The organism is Burkholderia sp. BCC0419 (assembly GCF_902830285.1).
In the GTDB taxonomy this organism is placed as follows: domain Bacteria; phylum Pseudomonadota; class Gammaproteobacteria; order Burkholderiales; family Burkholderiaceae; genus Burkholderia.
The window spans coordinates 266,698-285,896 of sequence record NZ_CADESR010000005.1; the positions used below are offsets into that span (position 1 = coordinate 266,698).

The 19,199-nt window shown below is 68.6% G+C and carries 16 protein-coding genes; 2 read left to right on the top strand and 14 right to left on the bottom strand.

Features of this window, described 5'->3' with window-relative positions:
- Positions 1–5 precede the first annotated feature (5 nt).
- The 8 genes from ptsP to HWW87_RS25035 all read right to left on the bottom strand — a co-directional run bounded on the left by ptsP (position 6) and on the right by HWW87_RS25035 (position 12,298).
- A complete protein-coding gene (gene ptsP / locus HWW87_RS25000; RefSeq protein WP_175822553.1) occupies positions 6–2,603 on the bottom strand; it encodes a phosphoenolpyruvate--protein phosphotransferase in 2,598 nt (865 codons plus the stop codon).
- Between the two features lie 15 nt (positions 2,604–2,618).
- The gene (locus tag HWW87_RS25005) at positions 2,619–3,650 is read right to left on the bottom strand and encodes an SIS domain-containing protein (protein WP_175822606.1); all 1,032 of its coding nucleotides are present in this window, start codon (positions 3,648–3,650) and stop codon (positions 2,619–2,621) included.
- Complete coding sequence (gene nagA / locus HWW87_RS25010) at positions 3,643–4,746, bottom strand: N-acetylglucosamine-6-phosphate deacetylase (RefSeq protein ID WP_174390697.1); 1,104 nt, start codon at positions 4,744–4,746, stop codon at positions 3,643–3,645. Before nagA ends, HWW87_RS25005 begins: the two co-directional genes overlap by 8 nt.
- A gap of 116 nt (positions 4,747–4,862) precedes the next feature.
- Positions 4,863–5,597 (bottom strand): GntR family transcriptional regulator, encoded by a 735-nt coding sequence (locus tag HWW87_RS25015; RefSeq protein WP_174432248.1) that lies wholly within the window; start codon positions 5,595–5,597, stop codon positions 4,863–4,865.
- 309 nt (positions 5,598–5,906) lie between these two features.
- Positions 5,907–9,122 (bottom strand): error-prone DNA polymerase, encoded by a 3,216-nt coding sequence (locus tag HWW87_RS25020; RefSeq protein WP_175822554.1) that lies wholly within the window; start codon positions 9,120–9,122, stop codon positions 5,907–5,909.
- 6 nt (positions 9,123–9,128) lie between these two features.
- Entirely contained in the window at positions 9,129–10,625 is a 1,497-nt protein-coding gene (locus HWW87_RS25025; protein WP_175822555.1) for a DNA polymerase Y family protein, read from the bottom strand.
- Complete coding sequence (gene imuA / locus HWW87_RS25030) at positions 10,558–11,250, bottom strand: translesion DNA synthesis-associated protein ImuA (RefSeq protein ID WP_175822556.1); 693 nt, start codon at positions 11,248–11,250, stop codon at positions 10,558–10,560. Before imuA ends, HWW87_RS25025 begins: the two co-directional genes overlap by 68 nt.
- 298 nt (positions 11,251–11,548) lie before the next feature.
- Positions 11,549–12,298, bottom strand: a complete 750-nt coding sequence (locus HWW87_RS25035) for a hypothetical protein (protein WP_175822557.1) — start codon at positions 12,296–12,298, stop codon at positions 11,549–11,551.
- Positions 12,299–12,683: 385 nt separating this feature from the next.
- Here HWW87_RS25035 and HWW87_RS25040 point away from each other — a divergent pair, with 385 nt between their 5' ends.
- Positions 12,684–12,992 (top strand): VF_A0006 family four-cysteine protein, encoded by a 309-nt coding sequence (locus HWW87_RS25040; RefSeq protein ID WP_175822558.1) that lies wholly within the window; start codon positions 12,684–12,686, stop codon positions 12,990–12,992.
- 110 nt (positions 12,993–13,102) lie between these two features.
- Here the strand turns inward: HWW87_RS25040 and HWW87_RS25045 are convergent, their stop codons facing one another.
- The 3 genes from HWW87_RS25045 to HWW87_RS25055 all read right to left on the bottom strand — a co-directional run bounded on the left by HWW87_RS25045 (position 13,103) and on the right by HWW87_RS25055 (position 15,857).
- Positions 13,103–13,918, bottom strand: a complete 816-nt coding sequence (locus tag HWW87_RS25045; protein ID WP_175822559.1) for a MetQ/NlpA family ABC transporter substrate-binding protein — start codon at positions 13,916–13,918, stop codon at positions 13,103–13,105.
- Positions 13,919–13,996: 78 nt separating this feature from the next.
- Positions 13,997–14,179 carry a hypothetical protein gene (locus HWW87_RS25050; RefSeq protein WP_175822397.1) on the bottom strand — a complete coding sequence of 61 codons (183 nt, stop codon included), beginning with the start codon at positions 14,177–14,179 and terminating at the stop codon, positions 13,997–13,999.
- A 37-nt stretch (positions 14,180–14,216) separates the two neighbouring features.
- A complete protein-coding gene (locus HWW87_RS25055; protein WP_175822560.1) occupies positions 14,217–15,857 on the bottom strand; it encodes a methyl-accepting chemotaxis protein in 1,641 nt (546 codons plus the stop codon).
- 240 nt (positions 15,858–16,097) lie between these two features.
- Here HWW87_RS25055 and HWW87_RS25060 point away from each other — a divergent pair, with 240 nt between their 5' ends.
- Complete coding sequence (locus tag HWW87_RS25060) at positions 16,098–16,388, top strand: YciI family protein (protein ID WP_128842619.1); 291 nt, start codon at positions 16,098–16,100, stop codon at positions 16,386–16,388.
- Between the two features lie 140 nt (positions 16,389–16,528).
- Here the strand turns inward: HWW87_RS25060 and HWW87_RS25065 are convergent, their stop codons facing one another.
- From HWW87_RS25065 to HWW87_RS25075, 3 genes are read right to left on the bottom strand one after another with little or no spacing between them, the layout of a single operon-like run.
- Positions 16,529–17,146 (bottom strand): SCO family protein, encoded by a 618-nt coding sequence (locus HWW87_RS25065; protein ID WP_034208447.1) that lies wholly within the window; start codon positions 17,144–17,146, stop codon positions 16,529–16,531.
- A gap of 18 nt (positions 17,147–17,164) precedes the next feature.
- Positions 17,165–18,067 carry a heme o synthase gene (gene cyoE, locus HWW87_RS25070; RefSeq protein WP_175822561.1) on the bottom strand — a complete coding sequence of 301 codons (903 nt, stop codon included), beginning with the start codon at positions 18,065–18,067 and terminating at the stop codon, positions 17,165–17,167.
- 8 nt (positions 18,068–18,075) lie between these two features.
- Complete coding sequence (locus HWW87_RS25075; RefSeq protein ID WP_174432263.1) at positions 18,076–19,188, bottom strand: COX15/CtaA family protein; 1,113 nt, start codon at positions 19,186–19,188, stop codon at positions 18,076–18,078.
- Between the last annotated feature and the right edge of the window lie 11 nt (positions 19,189–19,199).

Here is a 19,199-nt window from a genome sequence, read left to right on the forward strand (position 1 = left end):
GACGCTCAGTCGAGCGGCCAGACCTCGCGGCTTGCTGCCCTTACCGCCTGTGCCGAGTCGAGTGCGAGCAGATCCTGCGCACGCTGGCGACACAGCTGGTAATCGAGACGGCGCACACGCGCCTTGATGCCCGGCACCGACACCGGGTCGACCGACAGTTCGGTCACGCCGAGGCCCACCAGGACCGGCACCGCGAGCGGATCGCCGCCCAGCGCGCCGCATACGCCGACCCACTTGCCGTGCTTCGCGGCGCCGCGCACCGCGATGTCGATCAGGCGCAGCACGGCCGGATGCAGGCCGTCGGACTGCGCGGCGAGATCGGCCTGGCAGCGGTCCATCGCGAGCGTGTACTGGGTCAGGTCGTTGGTGCCGATCGACAGGAAATCCGCGTGCTGCGCGAGCTGGTCGGCCAGCAGCGCGGCCGACGGCACCTCGATCATCACGCCGACCTCGATCGACTCGGTGCGGCCCTGCGCGCGCGCGAATTCGTCGATGCGCTTCCTGAGCCGCACGAGTTCGCCCGCGTCGGTCACCATCGGCAGCAGGATGCGCACCGCGCCGAACGGCTTCACCGCGAGCAGGCCCTGCAATTGATCGTCGAGCAGATCGGGGCGCACCTGCGCGAGACGGATGCCGCGCAGGCCGAGCGCCGGATTCGGTTCCGGCGGCAGCGTCAGGTAGTCGACTTCCTTGTCCGCGCCGACGTCGAGCGTGCGGATGATCGCCGTGCGGCCCTGCAGCGCGTCGACGATCGACTGGTAGCTCTGCTGGTGTTCGACCGCCGTCGGCGCGGCCTGGCGATGGATGAACATCAGTTCGGTGCGCAGCAGGCCGACCGCGTCCGCGCCGTTGTCGACCGCGGTGTTTGCGTCGTCGAGCGTCGCGATGTTCGCGGCCACCTCGATCGCGCGGCCGTCGACCGTCGCGGCTGCCTCACCGGCCTGTTGCCGGTTCGCCTCGCGCACGCCGTCCAGGCGCTGGCGCTCGTGCCGCGCGCGCTCGACGTCGAGTGCGGTCGGCGCGTGTTCGAGCCGGCCCGCGCTCGCATCGACGACGACCTGCGTGCCGTCCGGAATCGCGTACAGCGCATCACCGACCGCCACCAGCGCCGGGATGCCGAGCTGCCGCGCGATGATCGCCGCATGCGACGTCGCGCCGCCGCGCGCCATCACGAGCGCGGTCACGCGCTGGCGATCGAGCGACGACAAGTCGGACGGCGTGAATTCCTCGGCCGCGAGCACGGCTTCGTCGGGCAGCGCACGCGTCGCGCCGCTCGTATGGCCGAGCGCGCGCAGCACGCGCTTCTCGATGTCGCGCAGGTCGGCCGCGCGTTCGGCGAGCAGCGCATCGTCGAGCTTCGACAGCGTGTCGATCTGCGTGCGGATCGTCGCGCGCCACGCGAAGCCCGCGCCCTTGCCGAGGCTGATCAGGTCGCGCGCCGCGTCGACTAGCGTGGGGTCTTCCAGCAGCACGCGATGCACCGCGAAGATGCCCGCTTCGCCGACCGCACCGCGCGCCGATGCGTTGCGCACCGTTTCGTCGAGTTCGGCATCGACCGCCTTCAGCGCCTGGTCGAGCTGGCGGCTTTCCGTGGCGGGCGTGCCGGTCGCCTGTTCGGGCGGCACGATGTCCGCATCGTCGAGACGCACCAGCGTGCCGACCGCGATGCCGGGCGCCGCGCACACGCCCGCGAGCGTGTTCGGATCGATGGGCGCGCCATCGCGCGGCGCGCCGGTGTGGCGCGCAACCATCTGCGGCGCGGGCGAGCGCAGCCGCGCCGGCTTTTCTTCCACTTCGCCGTGCGCTTCGCGCAGCAGCTCGTGCTCGACCGCATCGACGGCCTGCTGCGCGTGCGCGCCGCGGCCGACCAGTTCGACCGTCGCGCCTTCGCCGGCGCCGAGACCGAGCAGGCCGACGACGCTCGCGATCGACGCCTTGCGGCCGTCGAACAGCACGTCGACGGTCGCGTCGAACCCGCGCACGGCTTCACGCGCCCGGGCGGCCGGCCGCGCATGCAGGCCGCCCGGCTGCGCGAGCACGATCTCGCGGCGCACTTCGTTGTGCGCGGCCGCACCGGCCTGCGCCGCCTGCGCGGCGGCTTCGCCCTTGCCGCGCAGTGCGAGCAACGGCGTCTCGCCGGCGGTCGCGAAACCGCTCGCGCGATCGACCACCTCGAACGCGTCGGAATTCGCGATCGCGATCACCGACACGAGCGAATGCGCGTGGCGCGCCACCGCGTCCTGGTCGAACTCGATCAACAGCGCGCCCGCTTCGACGCGCGCGCCGGCTTCGACGTGCGCGATGAAACCCTGCCCGTTCAGCTCGACGGTGTCGATGCCGATGTGCAGCAGCACTTCCGCGCCTTGCGGCGTCGTGATCGTCACCGCGTGGCCGGTGCGCGCGAGATGCGACACGACGCCTGCACACGGCGCGACGAGTTGGCCCGCAAGCGGGTCGATGCCGATGCCATCGCCGAACATCCCGCCGGAGAACACCGGATCGGGCACGTCGGCCAGGGCGACGATCGGCCCGGTCAACGGGCTGAGCAGAACGATCTGATCGTGGGTGGGGCTCTTCAACTGGGACTCCTCGGCGCGTCTCATCGGCTTTCTCGGCTATCAGTGCGTTTCGGTGACTTTGTTCAGGTGGCGCGGCGTGTCGGGATTGCGGCCGCGTGCGACGGCGAGATCCGCCGCCATCACGTAGAACGAAAGAATGGCGGCGATCGGGTCGAGCGCCGAATGGGCGGACTGCGCGAGCGGCAGCACGGTGCCCGATACGCCGGGCGTCGATACGCCGGGCGTGCCGGCGGGCGCCGCGAGCAGCACCGCGGCGCCGCGTGCGCGCATGTCTGCGGCAAGCTGCAGCAGGCCGGCCTGCTCGGGCCCGGGCGGGGCGAACACGAGCAGCGGATAGTCGCGGTCGATCAGCTCCATCGGGCCGTGACGGACTTCGGCGCTCGAGAATGCCTCGGCCTGGATGCCGGACGTTTCCTTCAGCTTCAGCGCGGCTTCCTGCGCGATCGCGAGCCCCAGGCCGCGGCCGATCACGATCATCCGCTCGACGCCCGCGAGCGCCGCGACGGCCTGCGACCAGTCGAGCCGGCCGGCCTGCGCGAGCACGTCGGGCAGGCCGCGCAGCGCGGTGATCAGCGCGGCGTCGCGCTGCCAGTACGCGACGATCTGCGCGGACAGCGACAGCATCGCGATATAGCTCTTGGTCGCGGCGACCGACAGTTCGGGGCCGGCCAGCAGCGGCAACTGGTGCTCGCACGCGTCGGCGAGCGGCGACGGCAGCACGTTCACGGCGGCGACGGTACGCGCGCCGGCTTCGCGCAGCGCGGCCATCGTATTGACGAGATCGGGGCTCTTGCCCGACTGGGAGAACGCGAGCGCGAGCTGGTCCTGCACCTTCAGCGGCGCCTGCTGCAGCGTCGCGACCGACATCGGCAGCGACGCGACCGGCACGCCGAGGCGGCTCATCGTGAGGCTCGCGAAATAGCTGGCGGCGTGATCCGAGCTGCCGCGCGCGACCGTCAGCGCGACGGCCGGCGGGTGATCGAGCAATTGGCCGGCGAGCGCTTCGACGCGCGCGGTGTCGGCGATCTGCGCGGCGACGACCTGGGCGGACTCGCGCGCTTCCTTAAGCATATTCGACAATCGATTCTCCTTCGACGTAGGTCGCGGTGAGGTTCAGGTCGCGATCGAACACCGCGAGGTCGGCCCATGCGCCGCGCTCGAGGCGGCCGCGATCGGTCACGCCGAGGTAGTCGGCCGCGTAGCGCGACATCCGGTTCGACACGTCGGCGATCGGCAGGCCGAGCGACACGAGGTTGCGCAGCGCCTGATCCATCGTCAGCGTGCTGCCGGCGAGCGTGCCGTCGGCGAGCCGCACGCCGCCGAGGCACTTCGTCACGTGCTGGCTGCCGAGCCGGTATTCGCCGTCGGGCATGCCGGTGGCGGACGTGCTGTCGGTCACGACGTACAGGCGCGGGATCGCGCGCAGCGCCGCACGAATCGCGCCCGGGTGCACGTGCAGCAAATCGGGGATGATTTCCGCGTACTCGGCATGCGCGAGCGCCGCGCCGACGAGGCCCGGATTGCGGTGATGCAGCGGCGACATCGCGTTGAACAGGTGCGTGAAACCGCACGCGCCGTGCTTGAGCGCGGCGACCGCGTCGTCGTAGGTCGCGAGCGAGTGGCCGAGCTGCACGCGCACACCGCGTGCGGCCATCTCGCCGATGATCTCGATGTGGCCGGCGATTTCCGGCGCCAGCGTGACGACGCGGATCGGCGCGATCGACAGGTACTTCAGCACCTCGTCGAGCACGGCCGACACGGCCGCGTCGGGCTGCGCGCCGAGCTTGCCGGGGTTGATGTACGGCCCTTCGAGATGCACGCCGAGCACGCGCGCGCCGCCCGGCGTGCGGGTGCGCGCGACGGTGCCGAGGTTCGCGACGACCTCCATCAGCTCGTCGCGCGGCGCGGTCATCGTCGTCGCGAGCAGGCTCGTCGTGCCGAATTGCGCGTGCGTGCGGACGATCGTTTCGATCGCGTCGCCGCCTTCCATCACGTCGGCGCCGCCGCCGCCATGCACGTGCAGGTCGATGAAGCCGGGCAGGATGTACGGCGCGTCGTTCTTCGCGGGATCGACGGGCGTGCCGTCGAGCGTGGTGATGCGGCCGTTCTCGCTATCGAGCGAGCCGTGAATCCAGCCGTCGGGGGTGAGGATGTTGCCAGTCAGCATGACGTTCTCTTGATGATCTGGTGACGCGAGCATCCGCGTCGTGATTTGCCAATGCGTTGCGATTCATTGCGCGCGATTGCGTTCCATCGCGCGGGGTGCGCGGACAGTCTCGCGCGTCAGCGTTTCAGTTCGGCGACGAAGTCGTAGTAGTCGTCGCGGCAATACGTTTCGGTCATTTCGATCGCGCGCTGGTCGGCGCCGTAGCCGATCCGCGTGATCACCAGCAGTGCCGAGCCCGGCTTCACCGCCATCCATTTCGCGATCGCGTGCGTCGCGTTCGCCGCGCGAAAGTGCTGCAGCGCGCGCACGACGGTCATGCCGCGCGCCTCGAGGTATTCGTACAGCGACGCGCCGAGCACCTGCGGATCGGGCACCGCCGCGGCGGGCAGCGTCGAATGCTCGACCGCCATCACGATGCCGTCCGCGCGGCGCAGCCGTTCGAGCCGCGCCACCGTCGCGCCGGGCGCGAGGCCGAGATGCGTGAGCTCGTCGCGGCTCGCGGCGCGCAGCGTGCGCGACAGCCACACCGAATCGGGCACGAAGCCGCGCTGCTGCATCTTCGCGGTGAAGCCGACGAGCCGCGACAGCGGATCGGCGACACGCGGCGTGATGAAGCTGCCCGCGCCACGCGCCCGCTTGATCAGGCCCTGCTCGACCAGCAGCGCGAGCGCGCGACGCGCGGTGATCCGCGACACGCCGACCGACACCGACAGCAGCCGCTCCGACGGCAGCGCCTCGCCGGCCCGCCACGCGCCGGCGTGGATCGCGCTCGCCAGCTTGCGGGCGAGCTGCAGATACAGCGGCGTGTCGTCGAGGGGATCGGGCGCCAGTTCGGACCAGCCGGTTTCCATGTGCCTCCGGGTGTCGGACGACGATCTCGGACCGTCGAAAGTGAACGCATTATATAACCACCATAATACCAGTCAACAAACTGGTATTAGCGCCTCGGAAATCGCCGAAAGCCTTGCACGGCAAGCGTTTTAGTGCCGGCAAATCCTTTGTTTACAACGCGATGAGGGATAGGGATTTACCCGAAGTGGTATGCAAAGGGACGGTTCGAGGGCACGGTTCGGCCGGATTTCGGGCGCGAATATGAGACCGGAATAGAACCAGTTGAGCCAACTGGTATGCACCGGCGAGCGGGCCGGCGCGATGCAGCGTCAGTGGAATTCGCGGCTCGACGTGCGCAGGCCGCCGAGCAGCGGCGTCAGATCCTCGAAATGCTGCGCGACGAGGTGCCGCACGTCGCTCACGACCTGCCACACGCCGGACGCCGCGAGCAGCCGCGAATCAAGGGTTTCGCGACGCTGCCGCGCAAGCAGCTCGGGCCGGACGATCACGTTCACGCAGCCCGTTTCGTCTTCGAGCGTCATGAACATCACGCCTTTCGCGGTGCCCGGCATCTGCCGTGCGATCACGAGCCCGCACGCACGCGCGAGCCGGCCGTCCGGGCGGTCGCGCAGCTCGGCCGCGGACGATAGCCGCCGCGCGCGTAGCTCGGGCCGCAGCAGCGCGACGGGGTGGCGATTCAGCGTGAGGCCGGTGGTGTGATAGTCGGCGAGGATGTCGTCGGCTTCCGACGGCGCGCCGAGCGCGGGCTGTTCCGCCTCGTCGATCGGCGCGGCCGCGAGCAGGTCGCGCTCCGGCGCCGCGGCGACGGCCTGCCACAACGCATCGCGGCGATGGCCGGCAAGCGTCGCGAGCGCGTTCGCGGCGGCCAGCGCTTCGAGATCGCGCCGTTCGAGCTGCGCGCGGCGGGCGAGCGCGTCGACGTTGTCGAACGAGCCGGCGATGCGTGCGGCTTCGATGCGGCGCGCGGCAGCTTCACCCAGGCCGCGCACGAGCGACAGGCCGAGCCGCACGGCCGGCTGGCCGTGTGGAGGCGGCTGATCGGGCAGCGCTTCGAGCGAGGCTTCCCAGTTGCTTTGCGTCACGTCGATCGGCAGCACCTTCACGCGGTGACGCTTCGCGTCCTGCACGAGTTGCGACGGCGGGTAGAAACCCATCGGCTGGCTGTTCAGCAGCGCGGCGAGGAAGATCGCCGGTTCATGGCATTTGAGCCAGCTGCTCGCATAGGCGAGTTTCGCGAAACTGGCGGCATGGCTCTCGGGAAAACCGTATTCGCCGAAGCCCTTGATCTGCTCGAAGATCTGTTCGGCGAATTCGCGTGTGTAGCCGCGTTCGAGCATGCCGTCGACGATCTTGTCGTGGTAAGGGCCAAGATCGCCCCGGCGCTTCCACGCGGCCATCGCACGACGCAGCTTGTCGGCTTCGCCGGGTGTAAAACCGGCCGCAACGATCGCGATCTGCATCACCTGTTCCTGGAAAATCGGGACGCCGAGGGTACGCTCGAGCACCGCCTCCAGCGCTTTGCTCGGATACGTGACCTCGCCCGCCTCTTCGCCGGCCACGATCCTGCGCCGTTTCAGATACGGATGCACCGCGCCGCCTTGAATCGGGCCGGGCCGCACGATCGATACCTGGACCACGAGATCGTAATAGTTGCGCGGCCGCAGGCGCGGCAGCATCGACATCTGCGCACGCGATTCGATCTGGAACACGCCGACCGTATCGGCACGGCAGATCATGTCGTAAGTTGTTTCGTCATCCTGCGGAATGTGTTTCAGCGTGAACGGCTTGCCGTCCTTCGCTGGGCCGCGCCACGCGGTACGCAGGTCGAACGCGCGATGCAGCGCCGACAGCATGCCGAGCGCGAGAACGTCGACTTTCATCAGCCCGAGCGCTTCGAGATCGTCCTTGTCCCACTGGATCACGCGCCGCCCGTCCATCGCCGCATTCTCGACCGGCACGAGCCGCGTGAGCTTGCCGCGGCTGATCACGAAGCCGCCCGAGTGCTGCGACAGGTGGCGCGGGAAGTTGAGCAAGCGCCCCGCCAGTTCGGCCCATGCCTGAATGATCGGCGTCGCCGGATCGAGCCCGGTCGATGCGAATTGCTGCAGCAGATCGCGGCTGCCGTCGAACCAGCGATGCCCCTTCGCGACCCGATCGACCAGCATCGGATCGACGCCGAGCGCCTTGCCGGTTTCGCGCAGCACGCCACGCGGACGATACGTCGAGACGGCGGCCGCGAGCGCGGCGCGGTCGTGCCCGTATTTTTTGTAGATATGCTGAATCACTTCTTCCCGACGCTGATGCTCGAAGTCGACGTCGATATCCGGCGGCTCACCGCGTTCCGCGCTGATGAAGCGCTCGAACAGCATCGTGCTTTGATCCGGATTGACTTCGGTGATGCCGAGGCAGTAACAGACGACCGAGTTCGCAGCCGAGCCACGGCCCTGACACAAGATATTCTGACTGCGCGCGTATTTGACGATGTCGTAGACGGTCAGGAAGAACGGCTCGTATTCCAGTTTCGCGATCAGGGCAAGTTCATACCGGATCTGCTTTGCCACTTTCTCCGGCACACCATTCCAATAGCGTCGAGCTACACCTGCCCACGTCTCCTGCTTCAAGTAACTGGTCGGCGTGTGTCCACGCGGCACGAGTTCGAGTGGATATTCATACTTCAACTCGTCGAGTTCGAAATTGCACGCGTCGAGCATCGCGCACGTCTCCGCGATCTCGCCCGACGAAAACAACTTCGCGATCCGCCCGCGCGTACGCAGATGCTGCTCCGCATTCGGCGCAAGCGCATAGCCGCACTCGGCCACCGGCATGCCGACGCGAATCGCCGTCATCACGTCCTGCAGCGGCTTGCATGAGCGCTTATGCATCGTCACGTCGCCGAGCGCGACGATGCGCACGCCGCGCCGTTTACCGGCCTCACGAATCTCGTCGCGCTGCACGCCGTCGAGCGCACGCTGCAACTGCACGAGCCCGAGCCGCGCACGCTCGCCGAACGTCGCGCGGAACCATGCGACCTGCGCATCGAGTACATCAGCACGCACCGGATACGCAGACACGAGGATCGCGAAGCAATCAGGCATGCCGCGCAAGTGTGCAAACTCCGCCGGCGGCGCCGACAGCATCCGCGGCGTCAGCTTGTAAGTGCCCTTCGGCGATGCCATCCGCCGCCACGAAATCAATTCGGACAGGTTGCCGTAGCCCTCGCGGTTCTGTGCGAGCAATACGAGTCCGAACGCACCGGGGCCCGGGTCGTGGCCGGGCGCGACTTCATCCGGCGTGACCTCGAAATACGACCCGATAACGAGCGGCAGCCCTTTCGCCTTCGCGGCGACATGCATGCGCGGCGCGCCTGCAAGCGAACATTCGTCGGTGATCGCGATCCCGCGATAGCCGAGCTCGAACGCACGCTCGACCAGTTCCTCCGCATGCGATGCGCCATGCAGAAATGAGAAATTCGAGCGGCAGAACAACTCCGCGTAATCGGGCAGCAAACTGAATTCCGCAACCATCTTCGTTCACCCGAACAGGCCGTGCAGGAACCAGCGCGGCTCGGCCTCGCTCCCCGCCCGCTCCCTGAACACCCAATAGCACGCACCGGCTTCGTCCTGCGCGACGCAGTAATCGCGTGCAGCGAGCTGACCATCGAACCACCCTGCTTCGATCCGCTCCGGCGACGACATCATCCTGAGCGGCGTATGAAATACCGGCCGCTCCCCACGCATCAACAGCGGCAGCGGCTCGGCCAGCAACCACGCGGGCCTCGGCGGCACGGCCGGCGGCCCGCCGGCCGGCTTGCCCGTTTGCGCATCGAGCGGCAGCCAGCGGTTCGCCACCTCGGGCCGGTAATCGGCGACAGGCGCCGCGCGCAATACGTTCTCCGCGCCGAGCCGCGCGACCAGCAGTTCGAACAACCGCTCGCGGGTTTCCCGCGTACCGCCCGGCTCAGGAAAAAGATCGTCGGCCGGCGGCGCGACCGATTCGACGCGCGTGGCCTTCAGGCGCACCGCGATCACCGCGGCCGGCAGCTCGACGCGCGCGAGCCGCTCGCCGAGCAGCCGCATGAAATGCCCCTCGTCGCGCACGGGGGCGGCGAACGCAAGCTCGAGCGGGGTCGGCGGCACGGCCTGGCGGCCGCGCTCGTGCTCGAGCTCGAACGTCATCGCGGCCAGCGACAGTTGCCGCGCGGCCAGCCAGCCGCACAGCTGCACGACGAGCCGCCGCGCGGCGAACAGCACGGCTTCCGCGTATTCGACGCGCTCCGGCAATTCGAGCCGCACGTCGAACACGGGCGGCACCGCCATCCACGCGAGCGGCTCGACCGCTTCGCCGTACGCACGATCGAGCGCGGCCAGCAGCGCGGGACCGCAGCGCCGCTGCAGCCCCGCGCGCGGCAGGCGGCGCAGATCGGCGAGCGTGCGGCAGCCGAGGCCGTCGAACCAGCCCGCATACGGACGCGCGTCGGGCAGCAGCACACAGGGCAGCCGGTCGAGCGTGCGGACGAGCGAGGCCTGGCGCGCGACGCGGCGCCGGATGCGTGCCCGGGCCGACGTGCGCGCGAGCAACCACGCGCCGCACCCGGTCGGCGCGGCGGACAGGCGCGCCGCATAGCCGAGCGCCGCGAGCGTCGCGCGCACCTGGCGGCACAGCGACGGCAGGCCGCCGAACAGGCGCAGGCTCGGGCCGACGTCGACGATCAGCGTGGCTTCGTCGTCGAGCGCGACGCACGGCGAGAAACGCAGCAACGCGAGCGCGACCGCGCGCAGCGCATCGGCTTCGCGGGCGGGATCGCGTTCGACGAGCTGCGTGTCGGGCGCGAGCGTGAGCACGCCGCCGCGCTTCATGCCCGCGCGCACGCCCTGCCGGCGCGCGGCCGCATCGGCGATCAGCACGACACCCTGCTCGAGCACCGCACGGCCGGCCTCGCTGGCCTCGCCGGCCGCTGCGTCAGACGGCGGCGGGGCGCACACGTCGAGCGGCAGGCGCGGCAGATGGATGCCGAGCAAGACGCGCATAGCGGCTCTCCACGATGGGCGACGGCAAATCGAGCACGAGCGGCTCGCTGCGCGCAGGCCCGCGACGCTTGACGATGTCGAGCGACACGCCGCCCGGCACCGGATACAGCGCGACGCGCAGCACGGCCGGCGACGGCTGCCGCGCGGCCGACAGCGGACGCAGCATCACGAACAGCGTGTCGCCGGTGCGCGCGGCCGCGAGATGCAGGCGCCGCAGCGCATCGGGCCGCGCGTCCTGCCAGAGCAGCAGCGCGCCGCAACAGCCGGTCTTGAGCGCCTGCTCGGCGGCCCACAGCGCATCGGTGCGGCTACCGGCGCGCAGCCACAGCAGCGTGTCGGCCGGCACGCCGAGACTGGCGAGCGCGGTGGCATGCGGCGACTGCGGCGGCGCGACGAGCGCGAGCGGCCGCCGGGTGCTGACGCTGCGAGCGAGCGCGGGCGCGAGCAGCCGCATCTCGCCGCAGCCCGGCTGCGCGGCCAGCAGTTCGACGAGGCCGCCGACCGGCCAGCCGCCGCCCGGCAGCTCGGCCGACAGCGGCGCGAAGCCCGTCTCGATCGTGCGCGGACCGCCGCGCGCAAACTGCGAGCCGCGCCAAAGGGTTATTCCCCCCGTCGCTGAATACATATTGGTGTCGAGAAGGGCATCGACGGCGCGAGCCCGTTCATCAGGCGCACGTATCTGCTGAGCATCGGCGGCGGTGCGGTTCACGATCCGGCTCCAAAATACTGTATAAATATACAGTTATTCTAGCGCAAGATTTCGCGATTGGCGCGGCCGCGTCATCAACCCGTCGCAGGTCACGCGGCGTCACGCACGTCGCGCGACGCCGGCGATGCAAGTCATCGTGCGAGTGCTTTCACAACCGCGCGCAGTGACTGAGGCCGCCTTGCTTTCCCAGTCGCAGCGGCCGAGTGGACTGGCATCAATGAGCGGGCCTTGGCCGAAAATCGTGGACTTCGATCGCAACGAGAGCCGGAGCTGGCCATGGAGCGTTGCCAACCGGCAACGGCTTCACCGTCCTGCGGGTCGACACCAGGAACCCCTCGAATTCGCGGAAATCCTCGCAGATATGAGCGGCCCGCGCCCAGCGTCCGACCACCATGGCGGTGTAATCGAGCCTGCAAAGCCTGTGCTGACTATCGAAATAGAAGTCCTGGACCCGGCTGTGCGTTGGAACGTCGGGGGGAAAGGTCGCCCGGATTCTCGACCATGTCCCGGCCGAAGTCACCAGTGGCGGAAGTTCCTGGAACGTAAAGCCGCCGCGCAAGAACAGGAAAGGCGCTGTCAGATAGTTCCAGAACGCGTAGGCGCCGAAAAAGACAAAGTCGAGGTCGTCCCAATAGATTTGCCGTCGCCAGCCGCCAAATGCGGTTCGCGGCCCTTCGCGGCGTGCCAGAACCGCCCCGTCTCGGCCGACGATCTGAACACGTTCTTCTCCTTGAAGTTCGCTCGTCTCGCCGACATGCGGAAAATCGTCGAAAGCGAATCGAGGCTCATGTGTCGACGCTCGAACCTGCACCTGTCGCAGTACCGGCCGTCGCTTCGCGGTGAACAGGAAGCCGCGGGCGGATACCGTCGCCTCGATCTCCGCCAGTTCGGCCCACCGCGCTGCACCGCCGTGTGCCTCGATCGCCGCCCGGATGGAATCCGGCAATGCATTGCCATGGTCCATGTCGTTTCCTCACCGCCACGCGCCGCCTACGCGCCTTGCCAGCAAGGGCGCAGCGGCGTTGCACCATCACAAGCAAGCCGCGCTTTGCGCGACCGGCTCTGTCACCCAGCCGAATCGGTGACCGCCACCACGTTCACATGGCGCTCAATTTACCATCCGAAGTGACGGCGCGCCGACCCGCGGCATGGCCGACTCGCGCCCCCCCAACGCTCGCGCACTCCCCGATGCGTCGCGGGCGAACCGGATCGCGCGGCCGGACCGGCACGCTGCAACGCGCAGCACGCCGGTCCGCCTGCCGCACGCCGGTCCCGGCGCAACGCGTCAGCCGCGTTCACAGCTTTACGTTATGCTGTCCGCCGACCCGATCCACACCATCGGAGAGGATATGAAACGAACGATTCGTGCGATCGCATTCGCGGCCGTCGCGCTGGCGGTGCCGGGCGCGGCGTTCGCGCTGACCGACGGCAGCGCGCAATACGACGACTGCATGCTCAATGCGCTGCGCGAAAGTCGCAACGGCGCCGCCGCGCAGCTGATCCAGCGCTCGTGCGACACGCTGTACCGCAACAACGCGATGCTGCTGCCGCGCGAGCGGCGCTTTCACGAGTGCGTCGTGCAATCGCTGCCCGGCGTGCGCGACAACTATGCGATCCAGCAGATCATGTCGATCTGCTCGCGGCGCGGCGAGATGTGAGCCGACGCTGAACGCCGGGCGCCGCGCGCTTGCGTACCGGCCGCGCCAATGAAAAAAGGCCTGCGCGATGCAGGCCCTTTCGTTTCAGCAGTCCGACTGGCGAGCGACGTTCAGAACGACGCGACCATCGAGCCCTTGAACTGCTTCTTGATGAATTCCTTCACTTCCGGCGACTGGTACGCCTTGACCAGCTTCTTCACCCACGGCTGATCCTTGTCCTTCGCGCGCACGGCGATCAGGTTCGCGTACGGGCTCGTCAGCGCTTCGAGCGCGATCGCGTCCTTGGTCGGCTGCAGGTTCGCGGCCAGCGCGTAGTTCGTGTTGATCACGGCCGCGTCGACGTCCGACAGCACGCGCGGCAGTTGCGCGGCGTCGAGTTCGGAGATCTTCAGCTTCTTCGGGTTCTCGGCGATGTCGAGCACCGTCGCGTTGTTGCCGCCCGTGCCGGCGCCCGACTTCAGCTTGATCACGCCTTGCGTCTGCAGCAGCAGCAGCGCGCGGTTTTCGTTCGACGGATCGTTCGGCACCGCGAGCTTCGCGCCCTGCGGCAGATCCTTCAGCGACTTGAACTTCTTCGAGTACACGCCGATCGGCGAGATGTAGGTCAGGCCCGCGCTGACGAGCTTGTAGCCGCGCTGCTTCACCTGGCTGTCGAGGTAGGGCTGGTGCTGGAAGCTGTTCGCGTCGAGGTCGCCCGAATCGAGCGCCGCGTTCGGCTGCACGTAGTCGTTGAACTCGATGACCTTCACGTTCAGGCCTTCCTTCTCTTTCGCGACCTTCTGCACGACTTGCCACACTTCCGAATCCGGGCCGGCGACCGTGCCGACCTTGATCACCTTGTCTTCGGCGTGCGCGCCTGCCGACAGCGTCAGCGCGGCACCGGTGGCCAGCACGGAAAATACCTTCAGGAGACTGCGACGCTTCATCTGTTTCTCGCTTTCTTGCTTACTTGAAATGGGGCGCGATACGGGTATGCCCGGACTCGCAGGAAGGGCCAAATGGTGTCACAGGATCGGCGGGAAGTGAAATACATCCCGCTCATATGGGTATGCACCAGCGCAGTGCTGGCGGCCGCTGCACGGCTCGGCCGTTAGTTGCACTTTCTCCTCGACCGCATCGACCGCATCGACCGCATCGACCGCATCGACCGCATCGACCGCATCGGCCGCATCGACCCATCGGCCCATCGGCCCATCGACGCATCGACCCATCAGCCGCCCCGTGTCACGCCGCCACCGTCCCGTCGACCGCCTTCGCGCTACCGAATCCCGGTTCGACCGCCCGCGCGCCGGTCCCGCGCAGCGACGGGCCGCCGGTATGGCCGACCCGGAACGCGCCGACCGTATCGCGCAGCCGCGCGGCCTGCTCCTGCAGCGACGCGGCCGCCGCGGCGGCTTCCTCGACCAGCGCCGCGTTCTGCTGCGTCACCTGGTCCATCTGCGTGACCGCGCGCCCGACCTGCGTGATGCCGCTCGCCTGTTCCTCGGACGCGGCCGCGATCTCGCCCATGATGTCGGTCACGCGTGCCACCGCCTGCAGGATCTCGCCCATCGTCGTGCCGGCCTGGCCGACCAGCGTCGAGCCGTTGCGCACGCGCTCGACCGAATCGACGATCAGCTCGCGAATCTCCTTTGCGGCCGTCGCGCTGCGCTGCGCGAGCGAGCGCACCTCGCCGGCGACCACCGCGAAGCCGCGGCCCTGCTCGCCCGCGCGCGCGGCCTCGACCGCCGCGTTCAGCGCGAGGATGTTGGTCTGGAACGCGATGCCCTCGATCGTGCCGATGATGTCGGCGATCTTGCGCGAGCTGTCGTCGATCTCGCCCATCGTGCCGATCACGCGGTTCACGACGTCGCTGCCGGTACGCGCGATGTCCGACGCGTTGTTCGCGAGCCCGCTCGCCTGCCGCGCGTTGTCGGCGTTCTGCTTCACCGTCGCGGTCAGCTGCTCCATGCTCGCGGCCGTTTCCTCGAGCGACGCGGCCTGCTCCTCGGTGCGCTGCGACAGGTCGTCGTTGCCGGCCGAGATCTGGCGGCTCGCCGACGCGATCGCTTCGGCCGACTGGCGAATCCCGCCGATCGTCGCCTGCAGCCGCGCCTGCATGTCGTGCATCGCGGCCATCATGCTCGTGCGGTCGCCCGCGCGCACCGGCACCGGCTGCGTGAGGTCGCCCTGCGCGATGCGCGTCGCGAGCGCGGCCGCTTCGTCCGGTTCGCCGCCGAGGCTGCCGCGCACGTTGCGGATGATCACCAGCATCGCCGCGCTGATCACGAAGCCGATCACGAACACCACGGCCAGATGGCCGAGCAGCGTCCGGTAGTAAACGGTGTCGATGTCCTTCAGGAACACGCCGCTCGAGATGTTCCAGTCCCACGGCGCGAACCGCGTGACGTAGCTGATCTTCGGCACGGCCGTCTCGCTGTGCGGCAGCCGCCCCCGATATTCGGCGAACCCGCTGCCGGTCGCCTTCGCGGCGTTCAGGATCGTCACGAACAACGGCTTGCCGTCCGGATCGAGATAGTCGCCGACCTGCGTATTGACGAGCTTCGGCAGCGTCGGGTGCATCAGCACCACCGGCTTCGAATCCATCACGAACACATAGCCCGAATCGCCATAGCGCATCGCGGCGAGGCTCGCGAGCGCGTCGCGCTTCGCGTCGGCCTCGGGCAGCGTGCCGTTCTGCGCAAGCGCGTGATAGGCCTTCACGATGCCCGCCGCCGAGTCGACGAGATTCGCGATGCCGGCCTTGCGTTCGGCGAGCATCGTCGCGCGCGTCTCGTAGGCGCTCCATGCGCCGACGCCCAGGAGACCGATCCATACCAGCGCAAGCGCGAGCCACAGCTTGCGGTTCAAACTCATTCTGCTCATCTGCGTGCCTCTGTCGATGTCGGTGCAGCCGACGCGCGAACGGCCTGCCGCGCGCAAACGGTTGCTCCTTCATTTACGGCAACGAGGCTTACATCTTGAATACGCGCCATCGCGGCGAACCGGCGATCGACAGGCACGCCGCCCGCCGCGAGGCAGCGCCGGCGCGACAGCCCGCATCTGCTGTGCTAAAAAGACCAGCTGGCCGGTGCGCGAAGCGCCGGCATCATTCCAGGGCCATCCATGTACGTCATCGACATCCACTACACCGCGTCGCTCGAGCGCATCGACGACGCGCTCGAACGCCACCGCGCGTACCTGCAGCCGCAGTTCGACAAGGGCATCTTCATCGCGGCGGGGCCGAAAGTGCCGCGCGAAGGCGGCGTGATCCTCGCGGCCCGCATCGATCGCGACGAACTCGACGCGATCCTCGCGACCGACCCGTTCGTCACCGAGGGGCTCGCCACGTATCGCGTGACGGAATTCCGGATCACGCGCGCCGCCTCCGGCTTCAACGTGCCGGCGCTGCCGTAACGCGGCTTCGGCGCGACGCGCGCATGCCGACGCGCCGCCCGGCGGGCAGCGCATGCGCATAACGAGGAAAGAGGGAAAACGTGACGGCGCGAAAACGGCCGTCACGCGAAACGCCGGGCCGGGCGCCCGGCGGCTGCCGGTCAGTCGACCAGCAGCTTCAGGTCGTGGACCCACGGGGCCGGCCCTTGGCCGTCGCGCACGAACAGGCGCAGCTTGCCGTCGCGGTCGAACACGTAGCTCGCGGCCGTGTGATCCATCGTGTAGCTGCCGGGCGTCTTGCCGGGCACCTTCGCGTAGTACACGCGGAAATCCTTCGTGACCTTCTTGAGCTGCGCTTCGTCGGCCGGCCGCAGGCCGATGAACGACGGATCGAACGCGGGCACGTACTGGCCGAGCAGCGCCGGCGTGTCGCGTTCCGGATCGACGGTGACGAACAGCACCTGCACGCGCTTCGCGGCATCCGGCCCGAGCTGCTTCAGCGCTTCGGACAGTTCGGCCATCGTGGTCGGGCACACGTCCGGGCAGTGCGTATAGCCGAAGAACATCACGACCGCACGGCCCTTGAAGTCGGCGAGCGTGCGGACCTTGCCGGTCGTATCGGGCAGCGAGAAGTCGCTGCCGAACTGCGTGTTGCCGGTGATGTCGAGATTCTGGAATTTCGGCGCGTTGTCGCATCCGGCGAGCAGCAGCGCTGCCGTGAATGCGCACGCGAGCATCCAGCCTTGGCGCGCGCGGCGCCCGAACCGTGATGGGAGCATTGCGTTCAAACCGTGCGGTTACACGCCGAGCAGCGGGCGTGCATAGTGATCGACGAGCAGCGCGGCGAACAGCAGCGACAGGTAGACGATCGAGTAGCGGAAGGCCTTGCGGGCGAGTGCGTCCGAATAGTCGCGATGGATCTTCCACGCATACGCGAGGAACACCGCGCCGAGCAGCACCGCGCTCGTCAGGTAGACGGCCCCGCTCATCCCGGAGATGAACGGCATCAACGTGACCGCGAACAGGATCACCGTATACAGCAGGATGTGCAGCCGCGTGAATTTCTCGCCGTGCGTGACGGGCAGCATCGGCAGCCCGGCGTTCTCGTAATCCTTGCGGCGATAGAGCGCGAGCACCCAGAAATGCGGCGGCGTCCACACGAAGATGATCAGCACGAGGATCCACGCGTCGCCGGGCACCGCGCCGGTGACGGCAGCCCAGCCGAGCGCCGGCGGCATCGCGCCCGACGCGCCGCCGATCACGATGTTCTGCGGCGTCATCGGCTTGAGCAGCAGCGTGTAGATCACCGCGTAGCCGACGAACGTCGCGATCGTCAGCCACATCGTCAGCGGGTTCGTGAACGTATAGAGCGTCCACGCGCCGACGCTGCCGAGCACGGCCGAGAACACCAGGATCTGCGGCGTCGTGATCTCGCCGCGCGCGGACGGGCGCCACGCGGTGCGGCGCATCATCGCGTCGATCTTCTGTTCGACGAGGCAGTTGATCGCGAACGCGGCGCCGGCCAGCAGCCAGATGCCGACGGTGCCGCCGATCAGCACATGCCACGGCACCATGCCCGGCGTCGCGAGGAACATGCCGATCACCGCGCAGAACACCGCGAGCTGCGTGACACGCGGCTTCGTCAGCGCCATGTACTGGGAAAAGCGGCTACCGGGCGATTGGGAAAGGGTGCTTTGCATGGGGACGGTCACGCCGGGGCGGCGTCGCGCGCGGGCTGCGCGACAAGGCCGGGGCGGCTTGAAAGGATGCGAAAGTTTAACATGACGACGAGCAGCAGCAGGATCGCGGCCCCGCCGTTGTGCGCGACGGCGACGGGCAGCGGCCACTGCAGCACGATGTTGGTCAGGCCCGTCACGAACTGCAGCAGGACGACCAGCAGCACGCCGTTCGCGGGCCGCCGCAGCGATTCGAAGCGGCGCATCTTCAGCGCGAACGCGACCAGGTACGCGACCACGACGAACGCGAACGTGCGGTGCGTCCAGTGGATCGCGACCAGCGCGTCCTGCGTGATCGCGTCGCCGTCCTTCGTCATCCCGAGCGCGCGCCACAGGTGGAAGCCGTGCTGGAAGTCCATCGGCGGGATCCACTGGCCGTTGCAGGTCGGGAAGTCGGTACACGCGAGCACCGCGTAGTTGGTGCTCACCCAGCCGCCGAGCGCGATCTGCACGACCAGCAGCACGAGCGCCGCGAGCGCGGCCGCACGGTAACGCCCGGCCTCCGGGTCATACGACGGCAGCGGCGTCTGCCGCGCCGCGAGCCAGCCCAGCGTACCGAGCAGCGTGAGGCCGAGCAGCAGGTGGATCGTGACGATCACCGGCTGCAGCTTCATCGTGACCGTCCATGCGCCGAACGCGCCCTGCACGAGAATCAGCAGCAGCAGGCTCGTCGGCCACCACGGCGATACATGCAGCGGGCGGCGGCGCAGCCGCGCGGCCCACGCGATCACCACCTGCGCGATGATCAGCACGCCGATCGCCATCGCGAAATAGCGGTGGATCATCTCGATCCACGCCTTCGTCATGCTGACCGGCCCGGTCGGCATCGCCTGGTGCGCGGCCGTGATCGCCGCGTGCGCGATGAACGGCGACGACGTGCCGTAGCAGCCGGGCCAGTCGGGGCAGCCGAGGCCTGAGTCGGTCAGCCGCGTGAAGCCGCCGAACATCACGAGGTCGAGCGTCAGGAACGTGGTGATCCACACGAGCTTGCGGAACTTGTCGTCGTCGGCCTTCACCCACACGTACGACAGCGGCAGCAGCGCGATGCACAAGCCGATCAGGCCGAGTTGCAGTAGATACGACATCGGAATGGTGC

What these genes read in the sequence shown, in the direction of transcription:
- ptsP (WP_175822553.1), bottom strand. Translation starts at nt 2,603, where the DNA reads ATGAGACGCGCCGAGGAGTCCCAGTTGAAGAGCCCCACCCACGATCAG.
- HWW87_RS25020 (WP_175822554.1), bottom strand. Translation starts at nt 9,122, where the DNA reads ATGGTTGCGGAATTCAGTTTGCTGCCCGATTACGCGGAGTTGTTCTGC.
- HWW87_RS25045 (WP_175822559.1), bottom strand. Translation starts at nt 13,918, where the DNA reads ATGAAGCGTCGCAGTCTCCTGAAGGTATTTTCCGTGCTGGCCACCGGT.
- imuA (WP_175822556.1), bottom strand. Translation starts at nt 11,250, where the DNA reads ATGTATTCAGCGACGGGGGGAATAACCCTTTGGCGCGGCTCGCAGTTT.
- HWW87_RS25005 (WP_175822606.1), bottom strand. Translation starts at nt 3,650, where the DNA reads ATGCTTAAGGAAGCGCGCGAGTCCGCCCAGGTCGTCGCCGCGCAGATC.
- nagA (WP_174390697.1), bottom strand. Translation starts at nt 4,746, where the DNA reads ATGCTGACTGGCAACATCCTCACCCCCGACGGCTGGATTCACGGCTCG.
- HWW87_RS25035 (WP_175822557.1), bottom strand. Translation starts at nt 12,298, where the DNA reads ATGGACCATGGCAATGCATTGCCGGATTCCATCCGGGCGGCGATCGAG.
- HWW87_RS25015 (WP_174432248.1), bottom strand. Translation starts at nt 5,597, where the DNA reads ATGGAAACCGGCTGGTCCGAACTGGCGCCCGATCCCCTCGACGACACG.
- HWW87_RS25075 (WP_174432263.1), bottom strand. Translation starts at nt 19,188, where the DNA reads ATGTCGTATCTACTGCAACTCGGCCTGATCGGCTTGTGCATCGCGCTG.
- HWW87_RS25055 (WP_175822560.1), bottom strand. Translation starts at nt 15,857, where the DNA reads ATGAGCAGAATGAGTTTGAACCGCAAGCTGTGGCTCGCGCTTGCGCTG.
- HWW87_RS25025 (WP_175822555.1), bottom strand. Translation starts at nt 10,625, where the DNA reads ATGCGCGTCTTGCTCGGCATCCATCTGCCGCGCCTGCCGCTCGACGTG.
- HWW87_RS25060 (WP_128842619.1), top strand. Translation starts at nt 16,098, where the DNA reads ATGTACGTCATCGACATCCACTACACCGCGTCGCTCGAGCGCATCGAC.
- HWW87_RS25065 (WP_034208447.1), bottom strand. Translation starts at nt 17,146, where the DNA reads ATGCTCCCATCACGGTTCGGGCGCCGCGCGCGCCAAGGCTGGATGCTC.
- cyoE (WP_175822561.1), bottom strand. Translation starts at nt 18,067, where the DNA reads ATGCAAAGCACCCTTTCCCAATCGCCCGGTAGCCGCTTTTCCCAGTAC.
- HWW87_RS25040 (WP_175822558.1), top strand. Translation starts at nt 12,684, where the DNA reads ATGAAACGAACGATTCGTGCGATCGCATTCGCGGCCGTCGCGCTGGCG.
- HWW87_RS25050 (WP_175822397.1), bottom strand. Translation starts at nt 14,179, where the DNA reads ATGGGCCGATGGGTCGATGCGGCCGATGCGGTCGATGCGGTCGATGCG.